This is a genomic window from Caballeronia sp. ATUFL_M2_KS44 (assembly GCF_023630965.1).
In the GTDB taxonomy this organism is placed as follows: Bacteria; Pseudomonadota; Gammaproteobacteria; order Burkholderiales; family Burkholderiaceae; genus Caballeronia; species Caballeronia concitans.
In genome coordinates this window covers 86,308-100,045 of sequence record NZ_JALQEA010000047.1, presented here as the reverse complement: position 1 = coordinate 100,045, position 13,738 = coordinate 86,308, and the positions used below count along the sequence as shown (strand labels likewise).

At 57.5% G+C, this 13,738-nt stretch carries 12 protein-coding genes and 4 pseudogenes; 10 read left to right on the top strand and 6 right to left on the bottom strand.

Features of this window, described 5'->3' with window-relative positions; all coding sequences use genetic code 11:
- Positions 1-193: 193 nt before the first annotated feature.
- The 3 genes and pseudogenes from NCR39_RS20040 to NCR39_RS20030 all read right to left on the bottom strand — a co-directional run.
- Entirely contained in the window at positions 194-397 is a 204-nt protein-coding gene (locus NCR39_RS20040; protein ID WP_008345092.1) for a cold-shock protein, read from the bottom strand.
- A 1,041-nt stretch (positions 398-1,438) separates the two neighbouring features.
- Complete coding sequence (locus NCR39_RS20035; RefSeq protein ID WP_250453832.1) at positions 1,439-2,536, bottom strand: IS5 family transposase; 1,098 nt, start codon at positions 2,534-2,536, stop codon at positions 1,439-1,441.
- Positions 2,537-3,244: 708 nt separating this feature from the next.
- Positions 3,245-3,673 (bottom strand): annotated as a pseudogene (locus tag NCR39_RS20030) (transposase); the annotation flags it as partial.
- Positions 3,674-3,922: 249 nt separating this feature from the next.
- On the opposite strand from NCR39_RS20030, the pseudogene NCR39_RS20025 reads away from it, so the two are divergent.
- From NCR39_RS20025 to NCR39_RS20005, 5 genes and pseudogenes are all read left to right on the top strand, one after another.
- Positions 3,923-4,792 (top strand): annotated as a pseudogene (locus NCR39_RS20025) (manganese catalase family protein).
- 275 nt (positions 4,793-5,067) lie between these two features.
- Entirely contained in the window at positions 5,068-5,223 is a 156-nt protein-coding gene (locus NCR39_RS20020) for a hypothetical protein (RefSeq protein WP_250453830.1), read from the top strand.
- A gap of 23 nt (positions 5,224-5,246) precedes the next feature.
- Positions 5,247-5,456 carry a hypothetical protein gene (locus NCR39_RS20015; RefSeq protein WP_250453829.1) on the top strand — a complete coding sequence of 70 codons (210 nt, stop codon included), beginning with the start codon at positions 5,247-5,249 and terminating at the stop codon, positions 5,454-5,456.
- Positions 5,457-5,466: 10 nt separating this feature from the next.
- Positions 5,467-5,805, top strand: coding sequence for a hypothetical protein (locus NCR39_RS20010; RefSeq protein ID WP_250453828.1), 339 nt, complete (start codon positions 5,467-5,469; stop codon positions 5,803-5,805).
- 762 nt (positions 5,806-6,567) lie between these two features.
- A pseudogene (locus NCR39_RS20005) lies at positions 6,568-7,890 on the top strand (IS5 family transposase).
- A gap of 475 nt (positions 7,891-8,365) precedes the next feature.
- Here the strand turns inward: NCR39_RS20005 and NCR39_RS19995 are convergent.
- Positions 8,366-8,782 carry a response regulator gene (locus NCR39_RS19995; protein ID WP_250453827.1) on the bottom strand — a complete coding sequence of 139 codons (417 nt, stop codon included), beginning with the start codon at positions 8,780-8,782 and terminating at the stop codon, positions 8,366-8,368.
- A gap of 141 nt (positions 8,783-8,923) precedes the next feature.
- On the opposite strand from NCR39_RS19995, the gene NCR39_RS19990 reads away from it, so the two are divergent.
- The 3 genes from NCR39_RS19990 (at position 8,924) to NCR39_RS19980 (ending at position 10,119) form a co-directional block, all read left to right on the top strand.
- Entirely contained in the window at positions 8,924-9,193 is a 270-nt protein-coding gene (locus NCR39_RS19990) for a transposase (RefSeq protein ID WP_250453826.1), read from the top strand.
- A 198-nt stretch (positions 9,194-9,391) separates the two neighbouring features.
- Positions 9,392-9,598, top strand: coding sequence for an IS66 family insertion sequence element accessory protein TnpB (tnpB, locus tag NCR39_RS19985; RefSeq protein ID WP_250453825.1), 207 nt, complete (start codon positions 9,392-9,394; stop codon positions 9,596-9,598).
- A gap of 326 nt (positions 9,599-9,924) precedes the next feature.
- On the top strand, positions 9,925-10,119 hold the full coding sequence (locus NCR39_RS19980) for a hypothetical protein (RefSeq protein ID WP_250453824.1): 195 nt from the start codon (positions 9,925-9,927) through the stop codon (positions 10,117-10,119).
- Between the two features lie 525 nt (positions 10,120-10,644).
- On the opposite strand, the pseudogene NCR39_RS19975 reads toward NCR39_RS19980, so the two are convergent.
- Positions 10,645-10,847: pseudogene (locus NCR39_RS19975) on the bottom strand (cold-shock protein).
- 322 nt (positions 10,848-11,169) lie between these two features.
- On the opposite strand from NCR39_RS19975, the gene NCR39_RS19970 reads away from it, so the two are divergent.
- Both NCR39_RS19970 and NCR39_RS19965 read left to right on the top strand, forming a co-directional pair.
- Positions 11,170-11,457, top strand: a complete 288-nt coding sequence (locus NCR39_RS19970) for a hypothetical protein (protein WP_250453823.1) — start codon at positions 11,170-11,172, stop codon at positions 11,455-11,457.
- A gap of 1,131 nt (positions 11,458-12,588) precedes the next feature.
- Positions 12,589-13,506: a LysR family transcriptional regulator gene (locus tag NCR39_RS19965; protein WP_250453822.1), complete on the top strand. Its 918-nt coding sequence runs from the start codon at positions 12,589-12,591 to the stop codon at positions 13,504-13,506.
- Between the two features lie 8 nt (positions 13,507-13,514).
- Here NCR39_RS19965 and NCR39_RS19960 read toward each other — a convergent pair whose 3' ends face one another.
- On the bottom strand, positions 13,515-13,727 hold the full coding sequence (locus tag NCR39_RS19960; protein WP_040050628.1) for a hypothetical protein: 213 nt from the start codon (positions 13,725-13,727) through the stop codon (positions 13,515-13,517).
- Between the last annotated feature and the right edge of the window lie 11 nt (positions 13,728-13,738).

The window sequence follows — 13,738 nt, the reverse complement described above, 5'->3', positions numbered from 1 at the left end:
ACACTCGATTCACCGGTAGTCGACCCCGTGTTTTCGGGAAAAAATGACTGGCAGGACGAGCTGACTATATTGTCTGATGCATCGGACAGAGATGTGCCGTTAGATCGCGCCGATGTGATCTCGGCCCGTCGCGCAGCGCGGGTGTCGACTGTACCGACAGCAAAAGGGCCGGTAAACCGGCCCTTGAACTGCGTTACAGCGGCGAGATATTCGCGGCTTGCATGCCTTTCGGGCCGCGCTTTGTCTCGTAGCTTACTTTCTGATTTTCTGCGAGCGTCTTGAAGCCGTCGCCTTGAACTTCCGAGAAGTGAGCAAAGAGATCGTCCCCACCAGCATCAGGGGTGATGAAACCAAAGCCCTTGCTATCGTTGAACCACTTAACTGTACCGGTATCCATGAGAATTCCTTGAAAAAATAAGAGCTCGCGAGCGGAGCGACAAAAACTTCAAGGAAGAAGAGAGGACAGCGAGTACCGCGCCGACGACGCGGATAATGGTGATCAGCAATCGAGCTTCTTGAATATTTCGTTGTTCACAATATAGTGCCGGCGTGGCCTTGTCAACGCTTTTCGGGCCGGTTCTCAGCGGAACGGTGGCGGGGTAATTGCGCCCTAATGACGAAGCGATTACCGATCGGCCCTTGACATGCGGAAGCCGGCCGTGAGTCGTTGCAGCTTCATGCCGTAACGCCGACGCACGTGCCGTCGCGGCAATCGTCCTGCCGAACAGCATGATAGTTGTACCTCGTGCGGTTAACGAGTTGACCGCTCAACACTTTAGGCCGTTTAGGCGTCTTCTAGCGATCTTCATGCGAATCTCTAAGTTCGCGTTCCCATGTTTCCCGCCGAATGCTGTCGTTGTGGTTCTCGTTAGCGAGATACAAGATGAGCCATGCACCAAGGACCAACACAATCACCGTCATCACTATCATCGATGCACCTTTCAGTGTTGCCGCGCGGGCGTCGCACTCCGACACGCTGAGAGCCAGGCGACGGCAGGCCTCTCAGCAATGCCAAGTCAAAACATGACGCGAGGCACCTACCAATGCCCGTCCGCAGCTTTGGTCTCGCTTGTTTCGGTGGCATTCCACAAAGCCAAGCAGACGGATGGCATTGGGACAATAGGGGGCAAGCGCCAGGGCTGCGAATGCGACTGCGACACTCAAGTCCACGTCGATCGTGTCCCACACGAACATTAGGATGGCGCCTATTGCTTCGCGCCGTCGCTCGCTGGAACAGAACACGCTCGATGCCGCGGTAGTTGCGAAACATCACAGGCCCCTAACAGGCTGCGGAAGTACACCCGAGTTAAAGAGGCACCGCTCCAATTACGCGACTCTCGTCGCAAGATTTTTCGCATTGTGCAGATTCAATGCGAATTCAACGTCCCTTCAAGCGTTTTGAGGCCAATTCCTGGCCTCATTTCCGCGTTTTCCGTCACTACGGACGGACTTGTGCCAAGGATCGCAGGCGCACGAGGTTGTATGCGGCCATGTTCAACACGAACATCTGATCCACCTTCTTTAACCCGCGCACCATTGCCTGGCGCATACGTCCGACGGTCTTCGCCCATCCAAAGCCTTGTTCGATCAGCTTACGCTTTTGCTGGGAAATGGCGTAGCCCGCGCTCGAGGCAATCGTATCGGCCACCGCCGAACGCCGCCCCGAGGTGTTTTGCGCTACGTGCGGTGTGACCTTCATCTCGTGGCAGGCCTCGATGAATTCTCGTGCGTCGTAACCCTTGTCCGCGCCCAACGTGATCTCTGCGCCCGCATCCTGTAGTGCTTGCCGCGCGTCGTTGATCATGATCTTGGCCGCTTCACGCTCAGCATGCCCGTCAGCGCGTGTCACGCGCGCGTTGACCACCAGACCGTGCCGGTTATCGGTCAGCGTATGGCCCATGTATCGCAGTTCGCTGCCCGTCTTGCCTTTCCGGTAGAGCCGCGCATCAGGATCGGTACTGGACTGATGCGTCTCGTTGCTGCGCTTGCTACCTTTAAAGTCGCCCGCGCTGCTGCCTTCGTCATCCTGATTGTCATCGTCCTTGCGAACGAAACTCTTGTGTCCCGCCCACGCCTGGATCAGCGTGCCGTCTACGCTGAAGTGCTCGCCCGAAAGCAGATCCTTCTTCCGAGCGATGGCCACCACTTCGTTGAAGAATTCGATCACGGCATCGTGCTTGATCAACCGCTCGCGGTTCTTCGTGAAGACCGTGGGCACCCACACCATGTCATCCATTGCCAAGCCGATGAACCAACGAAACAAGAGGTTGTATTGCACCTGCTCCATCAATTGCCGCTCCGAGCGGATGCTGTAGAGCACCTGGATCAGCATCGCCCGCAACAGCTTCTCCGGCGCGATGCTCGGCCGCCCGCCCTTTATGTCGGCTTCGTACATGCCGGCGAACAGCCGATCCATCTTCGCGAGTGCTTCGTTCGCCATGACGCGAATCGCACGCAGCGGATGTGACGGCGGAATGAAGTCGTCCAGCTTGCGCATGGAAAACAAACTCTCGGTGAATGTGTCGGCGCCGCGCATAATCTTCATCAGGTAGTTGGGCTCCTTCTATCAACGCTTCACGAACCCTGCGCGATGACGCGTTTCAACGGTACTTCCGCAGCCTGCTAAGGCTGGTCATTGCCTAGGCGCTTGGTGGTAGCGTAGTTATTACTTTGCTCCGCTCACGACAACCTTTGAAACGGGCGACGGATCGGAGCGTCCGCACCGTATCGCGTTTTTGCTTCGAGCGATGAGCGCCCATTTCTTCGATCAAGTGCGCAAAGCCTCGAAGCCCACGGTGCACGGCACCTTTTTCATTCTCGTTCATCAAACTTCCTTGAGCATGCACATAGCTCATTATGCGCGCGCGGTACGAGGGGCGCGTGATTATTGCTGTAATGTCCGAGAGGACGCCTGTCACGGCGGGTCAAAAGGCGCCACGAGCATCGTCGCCCTGGCGTCGTGCCGGTCGAGACATGAATGACACGAGACAGGAATGCCCTCAACATTGCACGCGCTGGAACATTTCGGCATTCTAACGGGTGAGACAACGTCACGGACAGGTCTTGCTCGGCCAAACTCATCGCCCGATACGTTCCGTCCCGTATTGCGCAGGCTAGTTGCGGGTATGAATGCAGGTGTTCGGACGCGTCCGGCCCCTAGGCAAGCTCACCAATGAAGCGGAGAAAGGTGGTGCCACCTGTTCGGACAGGGTCCCGAGATTCTTAAGTGGAACGTCCAGGGCGATCATGCTGCCGATTTGATCGCTGGCAGCGTCGCGAAGTATGCGTCATCGGGCGTTTGATCCGCCAGGCTCGAATGAGGACGTTTGCGGTTGTACAGCTCAATGTACTGGCCAATGGAGCATCGCGCGTCGCTGACCGACTCGTAGGCTCTCAAATAAATCTCTTCGTACTTGATGCTGCGCCACACTCGCTCGACGAATACGTTGTCGCGCCAGGCGCCTTTGCCGTCCATCGAGAGCCGAATGCCTCGGCCCAACACCGCCTCGGTGAAGACTCCCGCCGTGAACTGGCTGCCCTGATCGGTGTTCACGATGTCGGGGTGCCCATAGCGCGCGAACGCTTCTTCCAGCGCTTCAACGGCATGCATTGCCTCCAGCGTGATCGCCACGCGGTGCGCTTTGATCTTGCGGCTGGCCCAGTCCACCACCGCCGTCCTCCTGCGCGTCCAGATCGCACATTTAAGGGATTGCTTTCGCATCCCGGATACATGATGAAGCCGCGCAACAGGCGAAAGCCTTACCTAGGTCAACGGCTAAATGCATCCCTCATTCCCGCACCGCAGCTCTCACAAAAGTGGAACGAGCGTTGCTAAAACGAAGGCCTCTCATTTTGATACCAGTCTTGCGTCAGCGCGCTGCGCAGCGCAAGAAAATCGTTCGTCCCCCAAGGAGCCGTTGATATGTTCGTGCATAACAAACGCCTGCAATACACCGTCCGCGTGGCCGCCCCCAATCCCGGGCTCGCCAATCTGATGCTGAAGCAGTTTGGCGGTCCCCAGGGCGAGCTGGCCGCCGCGATGCGCTATTTCACGCAAGCCGTCACCGAAGACGATCCGGGCCGCAAGGACATGCTGTTCGATATTGCGACCGAGGAACTCGGTCACCTTGAAGTGATCGGCAACATTGTCGCGATGCTGCACAAAGGAGCGAAGGGCCAGCTGGCCGAGGCGGTGCAGGAAGAAGCAGAGTTGGTATCGTTGTCTGACCGGAGCCGGCAATGACTCGCACATTACGTCGCTCCTTTACGGCGCCGGCGCTCCCCTGACGAACTCCGCCGGGGTACCGTGGACAGCAGCCTATATCGACACCATCGGCGAGCCGACCGCCGATCTGCGCTCCAACATCGCCGCCGAAGCGCGCACAAGATCGTCTATGAGCGGTTGATCAACGTGACCGACGATCCGGGCATCAAGGACGCGCTTGGCTTCCTCATGACCCGTGAAATCGCCCATCAAAAGGGGGTCGAGAAGGCGCTGCATTCGATCCAGCCGAATTTTCCGCAAGGCAAGCTGCCGGGCACGCCGGAATTCGCGAGCGTCTACTTCAACATGTCGAAGGGCGACGACATGCGCGCCCCCTGGAACGAAGGCGGCGACTGGGAGTTCGTCGCCGACCCGCAACCGGCCGTCGATGGTGGCGACGGCACAGCGACCGTCCAGGTGACGCAACAGGACGTCGAAACCCTGCAGGCAATGGCCGCACGGACCGCATCCGACCCGGCCAGCGATCCGTTCACTGGCGCGGATCTCGGCTCCGGCCAGGCCAAGTAACGCCTCGCCTCGAACGCCCCGCCGGTGCCCACCGCAGAAGCCGGCGGGGCGGCGGAATCCTCCCGCCAAACAAGCGGGCCGATCAGCCAGCTTTCCGCTTGGAAAGCAGGAATACGTCGCTTTAAAACGAACGGTTGGATTTAAATTCTAGTAGCCCTTATAACATGCAGGTTTGTGCATTTTTTTTAATTATTTCATGTGGTAAATAAAATAATCAGTTAAGATGACAAGCTGATTAGCCATGATCATTCGCGCGTGGCTCCCAGGAGGTCGCCATGAGCGAAACATTAATTGGCTGCATCGTCGCTGGCGCCGTCGTATTGATTGCACTCCCTGCAATATTAAAACACTACATTCGCGAGCGCGAACGTGATCGCGTTCCGCAGAACCTTAGAGAACAAATGGCTGTTTCAAAAGCCGTAACCAAGTAATCTTAGCCGGTTATCAAACTCATATGAACGTCAATGCGCTTGGAAGGAAAGACCTTTCTCACATCGAGACGGTTCTGACGATTTTGGAAACATCGCAAAAGGCGTACTCCGTCAATTGCTTACTCAATCGACCCACCTACTGGGAAGAAGGCATTTGCGAGGGAAATACAGAGGCCGATATATCGGTAAGGGCAAATAAAATTATCGACCGCCTGGCGGCGATTTTTCAGTAGTCGGGCTGCTATGGCGACGACCCTTGGCAAGCTGTCGCTTCGCGACAGACTCGATTGGCTGCTGCTGGCCATTCATTCCGGCCGATACGGGCAAGCGGTTAATACCATCAACCCGGAACTTATCGAGCACTACATCGCTGCCACGCGTATGCCGGGTGCTTATCGATACGGCCGGTTAAGGGCGCGGCATCTTGCGGACGACCTCGTCGAACTCCGTGAACGCGGACTGCTCGCCCGCAAGTCAGCGAGGAACGTGGAAGGCGGCGCTTCGTTCTACTTCTCCTACAGTCTGACCGGAGCCGGGGCGGCCGAAGCCTATGCGATCAAGACGCGCGACGGGCGGGAATGACACTTTCAGCCAATGCCAAGAACCGGCGCAAGTCCAAGCCCGACGGCGTCTACAGACCGTGCTCGCCTATGGGGCTGTTGATTTGAATGTTGTGATTCATAGACACCAATTTCTACCAACGCCGACTAACTGGGGCTGCGTATAAAATAAGTGAAAATCTGAACCAGACCCATTTCCTCCAAACTCATGGACTTCTTTCAAGCGCAGACCTGGGGATGACCGTCGCGTTCGTCATGAAATTTAGTGTCGTGGCTTTTTATAATTCTATGCTACTCTCGATCAGAGAGGTTGACGTTCCATGCCCGACAACGCGGTTTCCAACGAACTCATCTATGAGGTTGTGAAATCGATTCAGCAGCAAATCTCTATTGTACGAGAAGACCTCGAACAGATGAAACCGCGGCTTTTATCCATTGAACAGCGCTTGAGCCGGGTTCACACTGATATGGCTCATTAGTCCGTACGTCTAAATCGCATTGACACGCGCATGGGACGGGTCGAAAACCGATTAGATTTCGGCGAGCAGTCGCGATAAACTTGCGCGAACTACCGGTTGTTTTCCATAAGAGACATATCACATTGTTGTATCAATGGATTAGCGCTGTTCTTTTAGCGTAGATTGTGGCTTTCTTGTTAATTAGTCGAGCCTGAACAATCCTCGAAGCCTTATGGTGCAAGGCTTCGCGCTCTGACTGGAGTTGAGGGAATTGCAGGAAGCAGGCATATTAACGCGTAATTCCTGCATTTTTTAACGAGGTGCGGATGGGTCTGAAGGCGCCTGTGACGGAGGGAGATTTCTTCCGGCAACCGCTGCGTGAACAGATCAATTTGAAGCATCCGTTGGTCGGTTTGGCCGATCTGATCAACTGGGACCGATTGGGCGCGTCGATGAGCGAGAGCTTCGTATCGTGCAAAGGGAGACCGGCCACATCCCCAAGGCTAATCGCCGGCTTACTGTACCTCCAGCACGCGTTCGACCTGTCCGACGAGGAAGTCGTCTGGCAATGGGTGGAGAATCCGTATTGGCAGGTTTTCACTGGCGAGACGTACTTGCAGACCGAAGCGCCGATTAATCCGTCGAGTCTCACGCGCTGGCGTAAGCGTCTGGGCGAAGCCGGCGTCGAAGAGTTACTGGCCGAGACGATCGAAGCCGCCAAGCGTGCCGGAGTGATCAAAGCCTCAAGCGTGAAGCACGTGATCGTCGACACGACGGTCATGCAAAAAGCGATCGCCCATCCCACTGATTCACGCTTGCTCGAGCGGTGTCGCGAACATCTGGTGAAGGCGGCGGCGCGGCACGGATTGAAATTGCAGCAGAACTACAATCGCGAGGCCCTGCGCTTGGCCAGCCAAATCAGCCGCTACGCGCACGCCAAACAATACAAGCGAATGAGGAAAGCGCTGCGCACGTTGCGCTCTCGCGTTGGCTGAGTCATGCGTGATGTCGAGCGTCAGCTCGATTCAGTCGCCGACACTGGGCACAGCGCACTGCACGAGTTGATCGGCCGCACCAAGCGAATCTTGACGCAAAGGCAGAAGGACAAGAACAAGCTGTACGCGCTGCATGCGCCGGAAGTCTAGTGCCTGGCGAAGGGCAAGGTTCGCACGCCGTATGAGTTCGGTGTCAAAGTGTCGATCACGACGACTCACAAAGAGGGGCTCGTGGTAGGTGCCCGCTCGATGCCGGGCAACCCATACGACGGTCACACGCTGCCTGAGGCGTTGGAGCAAGCGGCGATCTTGAGCGATGTGAAGCCGGAAGTCGCCATCGTCGATCGCGGCTACAAGGGTGTTGCCATTGAGGGTGTGAAGATCTACCACCGGGGATTGCGGCGCGGTATCAAGCGCGGGCTACGGGCGATGATCCGACGGCGAAGCGCGATCGAGCCTGCCATCGGTCACACGAAGGCGGACGGCAAACTCGATCGGAACTGGCTCAAAGGCGCACTCGGTGATGCGATTCACGCCGTCCTGTGCGGCGCCGGTCACAATCTGCGCATGATCCTCAGGAAGCTGCGGCTTTTTTGCGCGCCTGTTCTGTTCGCTTTGCTCAACCGCACAACCGCAGTCCTCTTCATGGAATGAGCGCTAACGCCGCCCAAAACGAATTATTCAGATGGAATGGGCACCACCCACCAAACGGCATCGGTGTGCCAAAGTTTAAGTGCGACGTTCAACTGAAAAGTGGAGGTGCCTGAAATGGATATTACCGCTGTCGGCGTTGACCTTGCCAAGCACGTTTTCCAGATCCACGTTGTCGATACTCAAGGGCATACGGTGTTGCGCAGACGTGGAAGCACTGCAAGCCATGGCAGCACGCACTGCTTCCGACGCTGGCAGTGACCCCGTCACAGGCGCTGAGTTCGGGGCAGGTCAAGCTGCTTGACCACGGCTTCGCGCATGAAGAGTTAGAAAGACGGCCTGCAAGGGCCGCATTGCGTTGGCCCTCACGGATTTGGTGATTACTATACATTGCCGAGTCCATCAATGAACGCTATCGATGAACGGACGGAAAAGCTGAAGGCTCTTTACCGCGTAGGCTCATTCTGCTGCTCTGCCATCAAGCTGTTCCGTCATCTGGCAAATACTGCCTGCGCGACGGGTCAAGATGAAAGTCGAGCGTTCGCAGGAGCGCTTCGAGTTGCATAGGCTTGTTGAAGTGATAATTGAAGCCTGCTTGAATGGACGCCAATCGATCGGCAAGCGAGGTTAAGGCCGTCAACGCGATCAGCAAAGGTTGCGTCTCGGAAGCCATTGCCCTCACGTTCCGCGCGACCGTGCGCCCGTCTATCACTGGCATTTCGATATCGAGCAAGGCAATATCAGGATGCCAGCGCTGGATGGCGGTTAAGGCAGCGAAACCGTCGATGGCCGTTCGAACTTCAAAACCCTGAAGCATGAGAACAGTCGCGTTCGCATTAAGCACTACGCCGTCGTCATCAGCCAGCAGAAGCCGGGGTGCTGTTGGTTTGGACATGGTCTTCTCGATGGTATGTCCTATTTCAAGCGCACGTGGCATTCCCGGCGGAGATACGTCGTAAGCGCGAATTTATGCGCAGATAGCGTCTGGGTTCAGAGCAAGGCAAGCTGCGTCCGCTGATATTCTGTGGACACAGCCATGACTCAAACAGGTTCAGATACGGCGCTTCTCGCCGTTACCCTCGTCGGGCGCGACGGCAAGCGTCGCTACGACTCGCAATACAAACTTAGGCTCATCGAGGCCTGCATGCAACCTGGTGTTTCGGTGGCCGGATTGGCGCTCAAAGCCGGCGTGAACGCGAATCTGCTGCGCCGATGGATCAGCTGCATGAGCAACGCCGCCGCGCCGCAGGGGCGCCGGATATTGTCGATGATGCGACGACACTCGCCGTGCCGTTGGCATTTGTGATGGTCCGCGAGGCTGGTCGCAGTGAGGTCGTTGAGCGGACCGGCATCTCGAAGCCCGAGTCCGAGCCTGCGGGCACAAATCCGGCCTTGTGCTCGCAACTGACTGTGGAGATGCCCAACGGAGTGACGCTGCGGCTGGACTGCACAGGCGGTGATGCATCGCTGGTATCGGCCATGATCGAGAGTCTGGGGCGCTGCGATGTTCAGACTCGACGCTAGACTCAAGGTGTATGTTCATCGCGAAGCCGTCGATGTCAGGAAGTCGATCAACGGGCTCGCCGCCCTAGTAGAACAGGCAGGACTGGACCCGTTCGCGCCAGCGCTATACGCGTTCAGTAACCAGCGTCACAATCGCATCAAGCTGCTCGGCTGGGACGGCAACGGCTTCTGCAAGCCGCCGACATAAAACCCACGATACAGTAGTTGAGACTCGAACGGTGTTCTATCCTTGGCATCCGTGGCACGAAAACCCGGTAGTAGTGCGTAAGGAAACTGGAGCGGGCACGGCACACGTTTATTGGTGTGCTCTCGATGAGCGAGCTGTCTAAGGCCAGTTCATCGAAGTTCCGAAATGGATGCTGGACTTGGCCACTTGCGCGCCGATGCGATTGGGCGATGTCGCGTGGGTTTATCTGGCAGCGCTGCGAGCCGCTCGGGATTTGCTTCGAGCCTCGCAGTCGAAGAGCGCAGAAGAAATCGGGCAAGCTCAGTCTTCTTCTCGAGGAGAGACCGATGAGCAACCGCCGATCGTTGAACTACGCCAGCCAGCTGACGTTGTCCCTCACCGAACCGAACGCGCTGACGTGGGAGCAGTTGCCAGCACCGGTGCGCGAGGAATTGACACGGTTACTGGCAAATCTGCTGGTCGTCTTGGTCAACGGCCGCCGAGCTCCGGTCGCGTCTTGGGTGGAGGCGAATGATGAGTGAGAAGATCATGCCGCAACATCTTGCTCGCAAGGCGATCCTGTACGTGCGCCAGTCCTCGGCTTGCAGGTGCCTGATCTGGACGCCCCCGATGGGCAGTTCACCTCGAACTCCGTCGTGTACGCTTGTTTCGGTACTTTAAACATCCCTGACTCCCTTCCTTTCCGTCGAGTTTATACACGACCGGTTGGAAGGCGAAGTTTCAGGGGAAGCTCAGCTGAACCACAACATGGAATTCATGGTTTCCGACTTTCAACATGCGTGACATCGAGAACTTCAGCAGTGGTGAGCCAGCGTACCACGCGATGAAGAATCAACCCGCACTCTGGTCGCCGCGGCTTCGCACGATTATCAAAGGCCTATGCCGATCCCGAGGTACTCCCTCCGGGTCTTAGTTTTTTCGATATCGAAATCCTCAGAATGCTATTCAATGTCCGACGGCAATACCTGATCGAGCAGGCGGAGGAAGTGTGATTACCCCAGCACGAAACGGCCGGCTCCCCACGCGAAACCGGCAGGAAGGCCTACTTAGATCGGCGTGATGTTCGCGCCTTGCAGACCCTTAGGGCCGCTCTTCGTCTCATAGCTGACCTTTTCATTTTTGCGAGCGTCTTGAACCCTTCGGCGCGAATCTCCGAGAAATGCGCGAACAGGTCATCGCCACCCTTGTCGGGTGTGATAAACCCGAAACCCTTACTGTCGTTGAACCACTTGACGGTGCCGGTATCCATGAAACTCTCCTGAAGATGGACGAACAATGGGACCGGGAGAGAGGTCCCGGCATAAAGGATCAAGGAGGGAGAGGACAACGAACATCGCAGGCTGCGGTCAATGATGAGCAGCAATCGCGCTTCTTGAAGACTTCATCAAGAAAACTACGCCTCGCCTCGAAAACCGTCAAGGTCTTTCGGCTGCCGGATGGACCGGATGAGCACGGACGCGATTCGTCTAACTGCATGTTCCTTGCCCCCGATGAAACAGCACAACCTGTTTACCGCGCGACCCCCGCCGGCATTGCAGGTATAGTGGATCTTCAATCTCGAGGAGACGTTCATGACAGCATTCCCGCCTCTTCTTTACAAGGGCTTCGAACTTCATCCTCTCGTGTTCTCCCGCGCATTCAGCCGCTTCGACAGGCATTCGCGACACGACGAAGGCTACGATGTCGCGATTCGCATCTGTCGCCCGGAGGCATTGAGGGAGGCCGGCACGAGCCGCGTCTTCAGGCTCGATCGGTTAGATGTGTTCGTGGACTTCGGAATCGCTCGGCGCGCTGCTCGTCAGCGCGGTGAAGACATCGTCGATGGAAAGATAGAAGGCTCCTCTGTCGCAGACTTGTGAGCGTTGTCGGCGAAATCGAACTTGCGGCGCCTGGGCCAGAACGGGTAGTCAAGGTATGCTTTCTCAACCGAGCGAGAAAAACGCTCTTCGCGCGTTAGTCTCCTGGTTTGAGCAGGCAGTTGATCTATTGGCCTCAGATTTCGCCTGCCCAGGCTCAACGGCCGCACACGGGGCGCAGCATGCGTGGATAGCCTCTTTGCCCGTGCTTTTTATCACCGGCCGGGCTGAAGAGGCCGCATCATGAACTGGTTCACGGCCTTTTTGAACAACGATCAGCAAAACACCGTAAACCTAGACCAACATGCGTGCCACGGTGTTTGCCAGAACCTCCAGCGGGAAAGGCTTCAGCAACACCGCGGGCTTGGGGCCCGGTATAGCAGTCATGGCCAGATTGTCGACAAATCCCGTTACAAAACACGATCGGACGCCTAAGCAATCTATGGCGACTCGCGACGGCTAGCTCGCCGCCTGTCGTGTGCGGCATCGCGTAATCGAGCAGTACAACGTCAGGCAACCGTATAGCCAAGGATTTGGAGCGATTCAACGCCGAGGAAGTTGCGAACGTCCTCGTCGTCATCGACAACAAGAATGCGCTTTGGCTTGAACGCGTACGCCGAGATCTGCACGGACCTCCAGGACGGGTTCAATTGGCAATCCGGTGGGGCGCAAGAAGATTGCCACTGTGGTGCCACGGCCGTATTTGCATCTCGATGCGAGCCGTTCCACCTGCTCGCCGTGCTATACCGAACACCTGAGCCACGACGCACAATCGGCGGGTCGTGATCTGATCTCTCACGCGATTATCGAGCACGATGACGCAATCAGACACATAGGCCTAACGTCCGCTAGGCCGATGACACGTCGACGGCGATTGCCGGCAAGTGGCCGTTGCACTTGGTCAAGAGACGCTCGACGTACCAAAGGTCCAACGGCCGGATAGGGTCGTAAGTGTAAGTTCGCTGGCGCAGTCGGTCGCGGTCCGGCACGCAACGCGGTCAAGGTCAGCTATCCGCTTGGCTGCTGACGTTGACCAGACCGTGCCTCAATGTCCGCAATGGCCGAAAAGGCGCCGCTTCTCCCCATCCCTCCCCGCTATCATCCCCACATCCCCTCGATAACAAAGGGACCACGATGCCCGCCCCCACCCCCATCCTCCCCGGCATCACCATCTTCACCGCCATCGTCGACACCGGCACCTTCGCCGCCGCTGCCGACAAGCTCGGCATGTCCGCACCCGGCGTCAGCCGCGCGATCGCCCGTCTCGAGACCAGACTCAAAATCCGCCTCTTCGATCGCACCACGCGCACCGTCACGCTCACCGACGACGGCCGTCGCTTCTACGAGCAAGTCATGCCGCATCTGCTGGGACTCGAAGAAGCCGCCGCCACCGCATCCAACAGCACCACCGCCGTGCGCGGCCGATTGCGCGTCAACGTCGATCCCATCTTCTCGCGGCTCGTGCTCGGCCCGCTGCTCGAAGCATTCATGAAGGCGCATCCCGAACTCGATCTCGAACTGCTCACACGCGACCGCCTCGGCGACATCATCGCCGATGGCTTCGATCTCGCCATACGCTTCGGCGAGCCGCGCAACTCCAGCCTCGTCGCACGCAAGCTGCTCGATACGCCCGTGCGCACCGTCGCCGCGCCGTCCTATATCGCGCGATGCGGACAGCCCGCCACTCCGCAAGCGCTCGCCACCGACGCGCACACGTGCATCGAATTCCGCGATCCCGAAACAGGACGGCCATTCGCGTGGGAATTTCATCGCAAGAAGAAGCGCATGACAGTGCAAACGCGCGGGCACCTCACGCTCAACGATCCCGGCACGCTGCTGAGCGCGTGTCTTTCCGGCTACGGCATCGCGCAGATATTGGAGCTGGGCCACGAGCATCTGATCGCCGAAGGCAAGCTCATCGACCTCTTTCCCGACTGGCCCGACGAACGCTTTCCGCTCTACGCGTTTCATCCGTCGCGGCATCATCCGCCCGCTAAAACAAGGGCTTTTCTTGACTTTGTGGTTGCGCTCACCGGCACGCGCATCGACTGACACGCGCTCTATTGCGCACACGCATCGGGCCGGATTTTCGCGCCACGTTTATCCGGCGGCACCTTGCAATTGTCGACGCGCTGTTCATCGCTCGCCTTGTCGCCCAGGCGCTCCTTCAGCGTCTTCGCTTCCGACGCGGCAGGCGCACTCGCGGCATCGTCGGCATGGGCGACGTTGGCCGAAAGCAATGCGATGACAACGCACGGAACGATGAGCTTCATGACATCGAGCA

Coding starts and splice junctions, on each gene's coding strand:
- NCR39_RS19990 (WP_250453826.1), top strand. CDS start 8,924: ATGACTCAAACAGGTTCAGATACGGCGCTTCTCGCCGTTACCCTCGTC.
- NCR39_RS20010 (WP_250453828.1), top strand. CDS start 5,467: ATGGCGACGACCCTTGGCAAGCTGTCGCTTCGCGACAGACTCGATTGG.
- NCR39_RS19960 (WP_040050628.1), bottom strand. CDS start 13,727: ATGAAGCTCATCGTTCCGTGCGTTGTCATCGCATTGCTTTCGGCCAAC.
- NCR39_RS20015 (WP_250453829.1), top strand. CDS start 5,247: ATGAACGTCAATGCGCTTGGAAGGAAAGACCTTTCTCACATCGAGACG.
- tnpB (WP_250453825.1), top strand. CDS start 9,392: ATGTTCAGACTCGACGCTAGACTCAAGGTGTATGTTCATCGCGAAGCC.
- NCR39_RS19995 (WP_250453827.1), bottom strand. CDS start 8,782: ATGTCCAAACCAACAGCACCCCGGCTTCTGCTGGCTGATGACGACGGC.
- NCR39_RS19965 (WP_250453822.1), top strand. CDS start 12,589: ATGCCCGCCCCCACCCCCATCCTCCCCGGCATCACCATCTTCACCGCC.
- NCR39_RS19980 (WP_250453824.1), top strand. CDS start 9,925: ATGAGCAACCGCCGATCGTTGAACTACGCCAGCCAGCTGACGTTGTCC.
- NCR39_RS20035 (WP_250453832.1), bottom strand. CDS start 2,536: ATGCGCGGCGCCGACACATTCACCGAGAGTTTGTTTTCCATGCGCAAG.
- NCR39_RS20040 (WP_008345092.1), bottom strand. CDS start 397: ATGGATACCGGTACAGTTAAGTGGTTCAACGATAGCAAGGGCTTTGGT.
- NCR39_RS19970 (WP_250453823.1), top strand. CDS start 11,170: ATGACAGCATTCCCGCCTCTTCTTTACAAGGGCTTCGAACTTCATCCT.
- NCR39_RS20020 (WP_250453830.1), top strand. CDS start 5,068: ATGAGCGAAACATTAATTGGCTGCATCGTCGCTGGCGCCGTCGTATTG.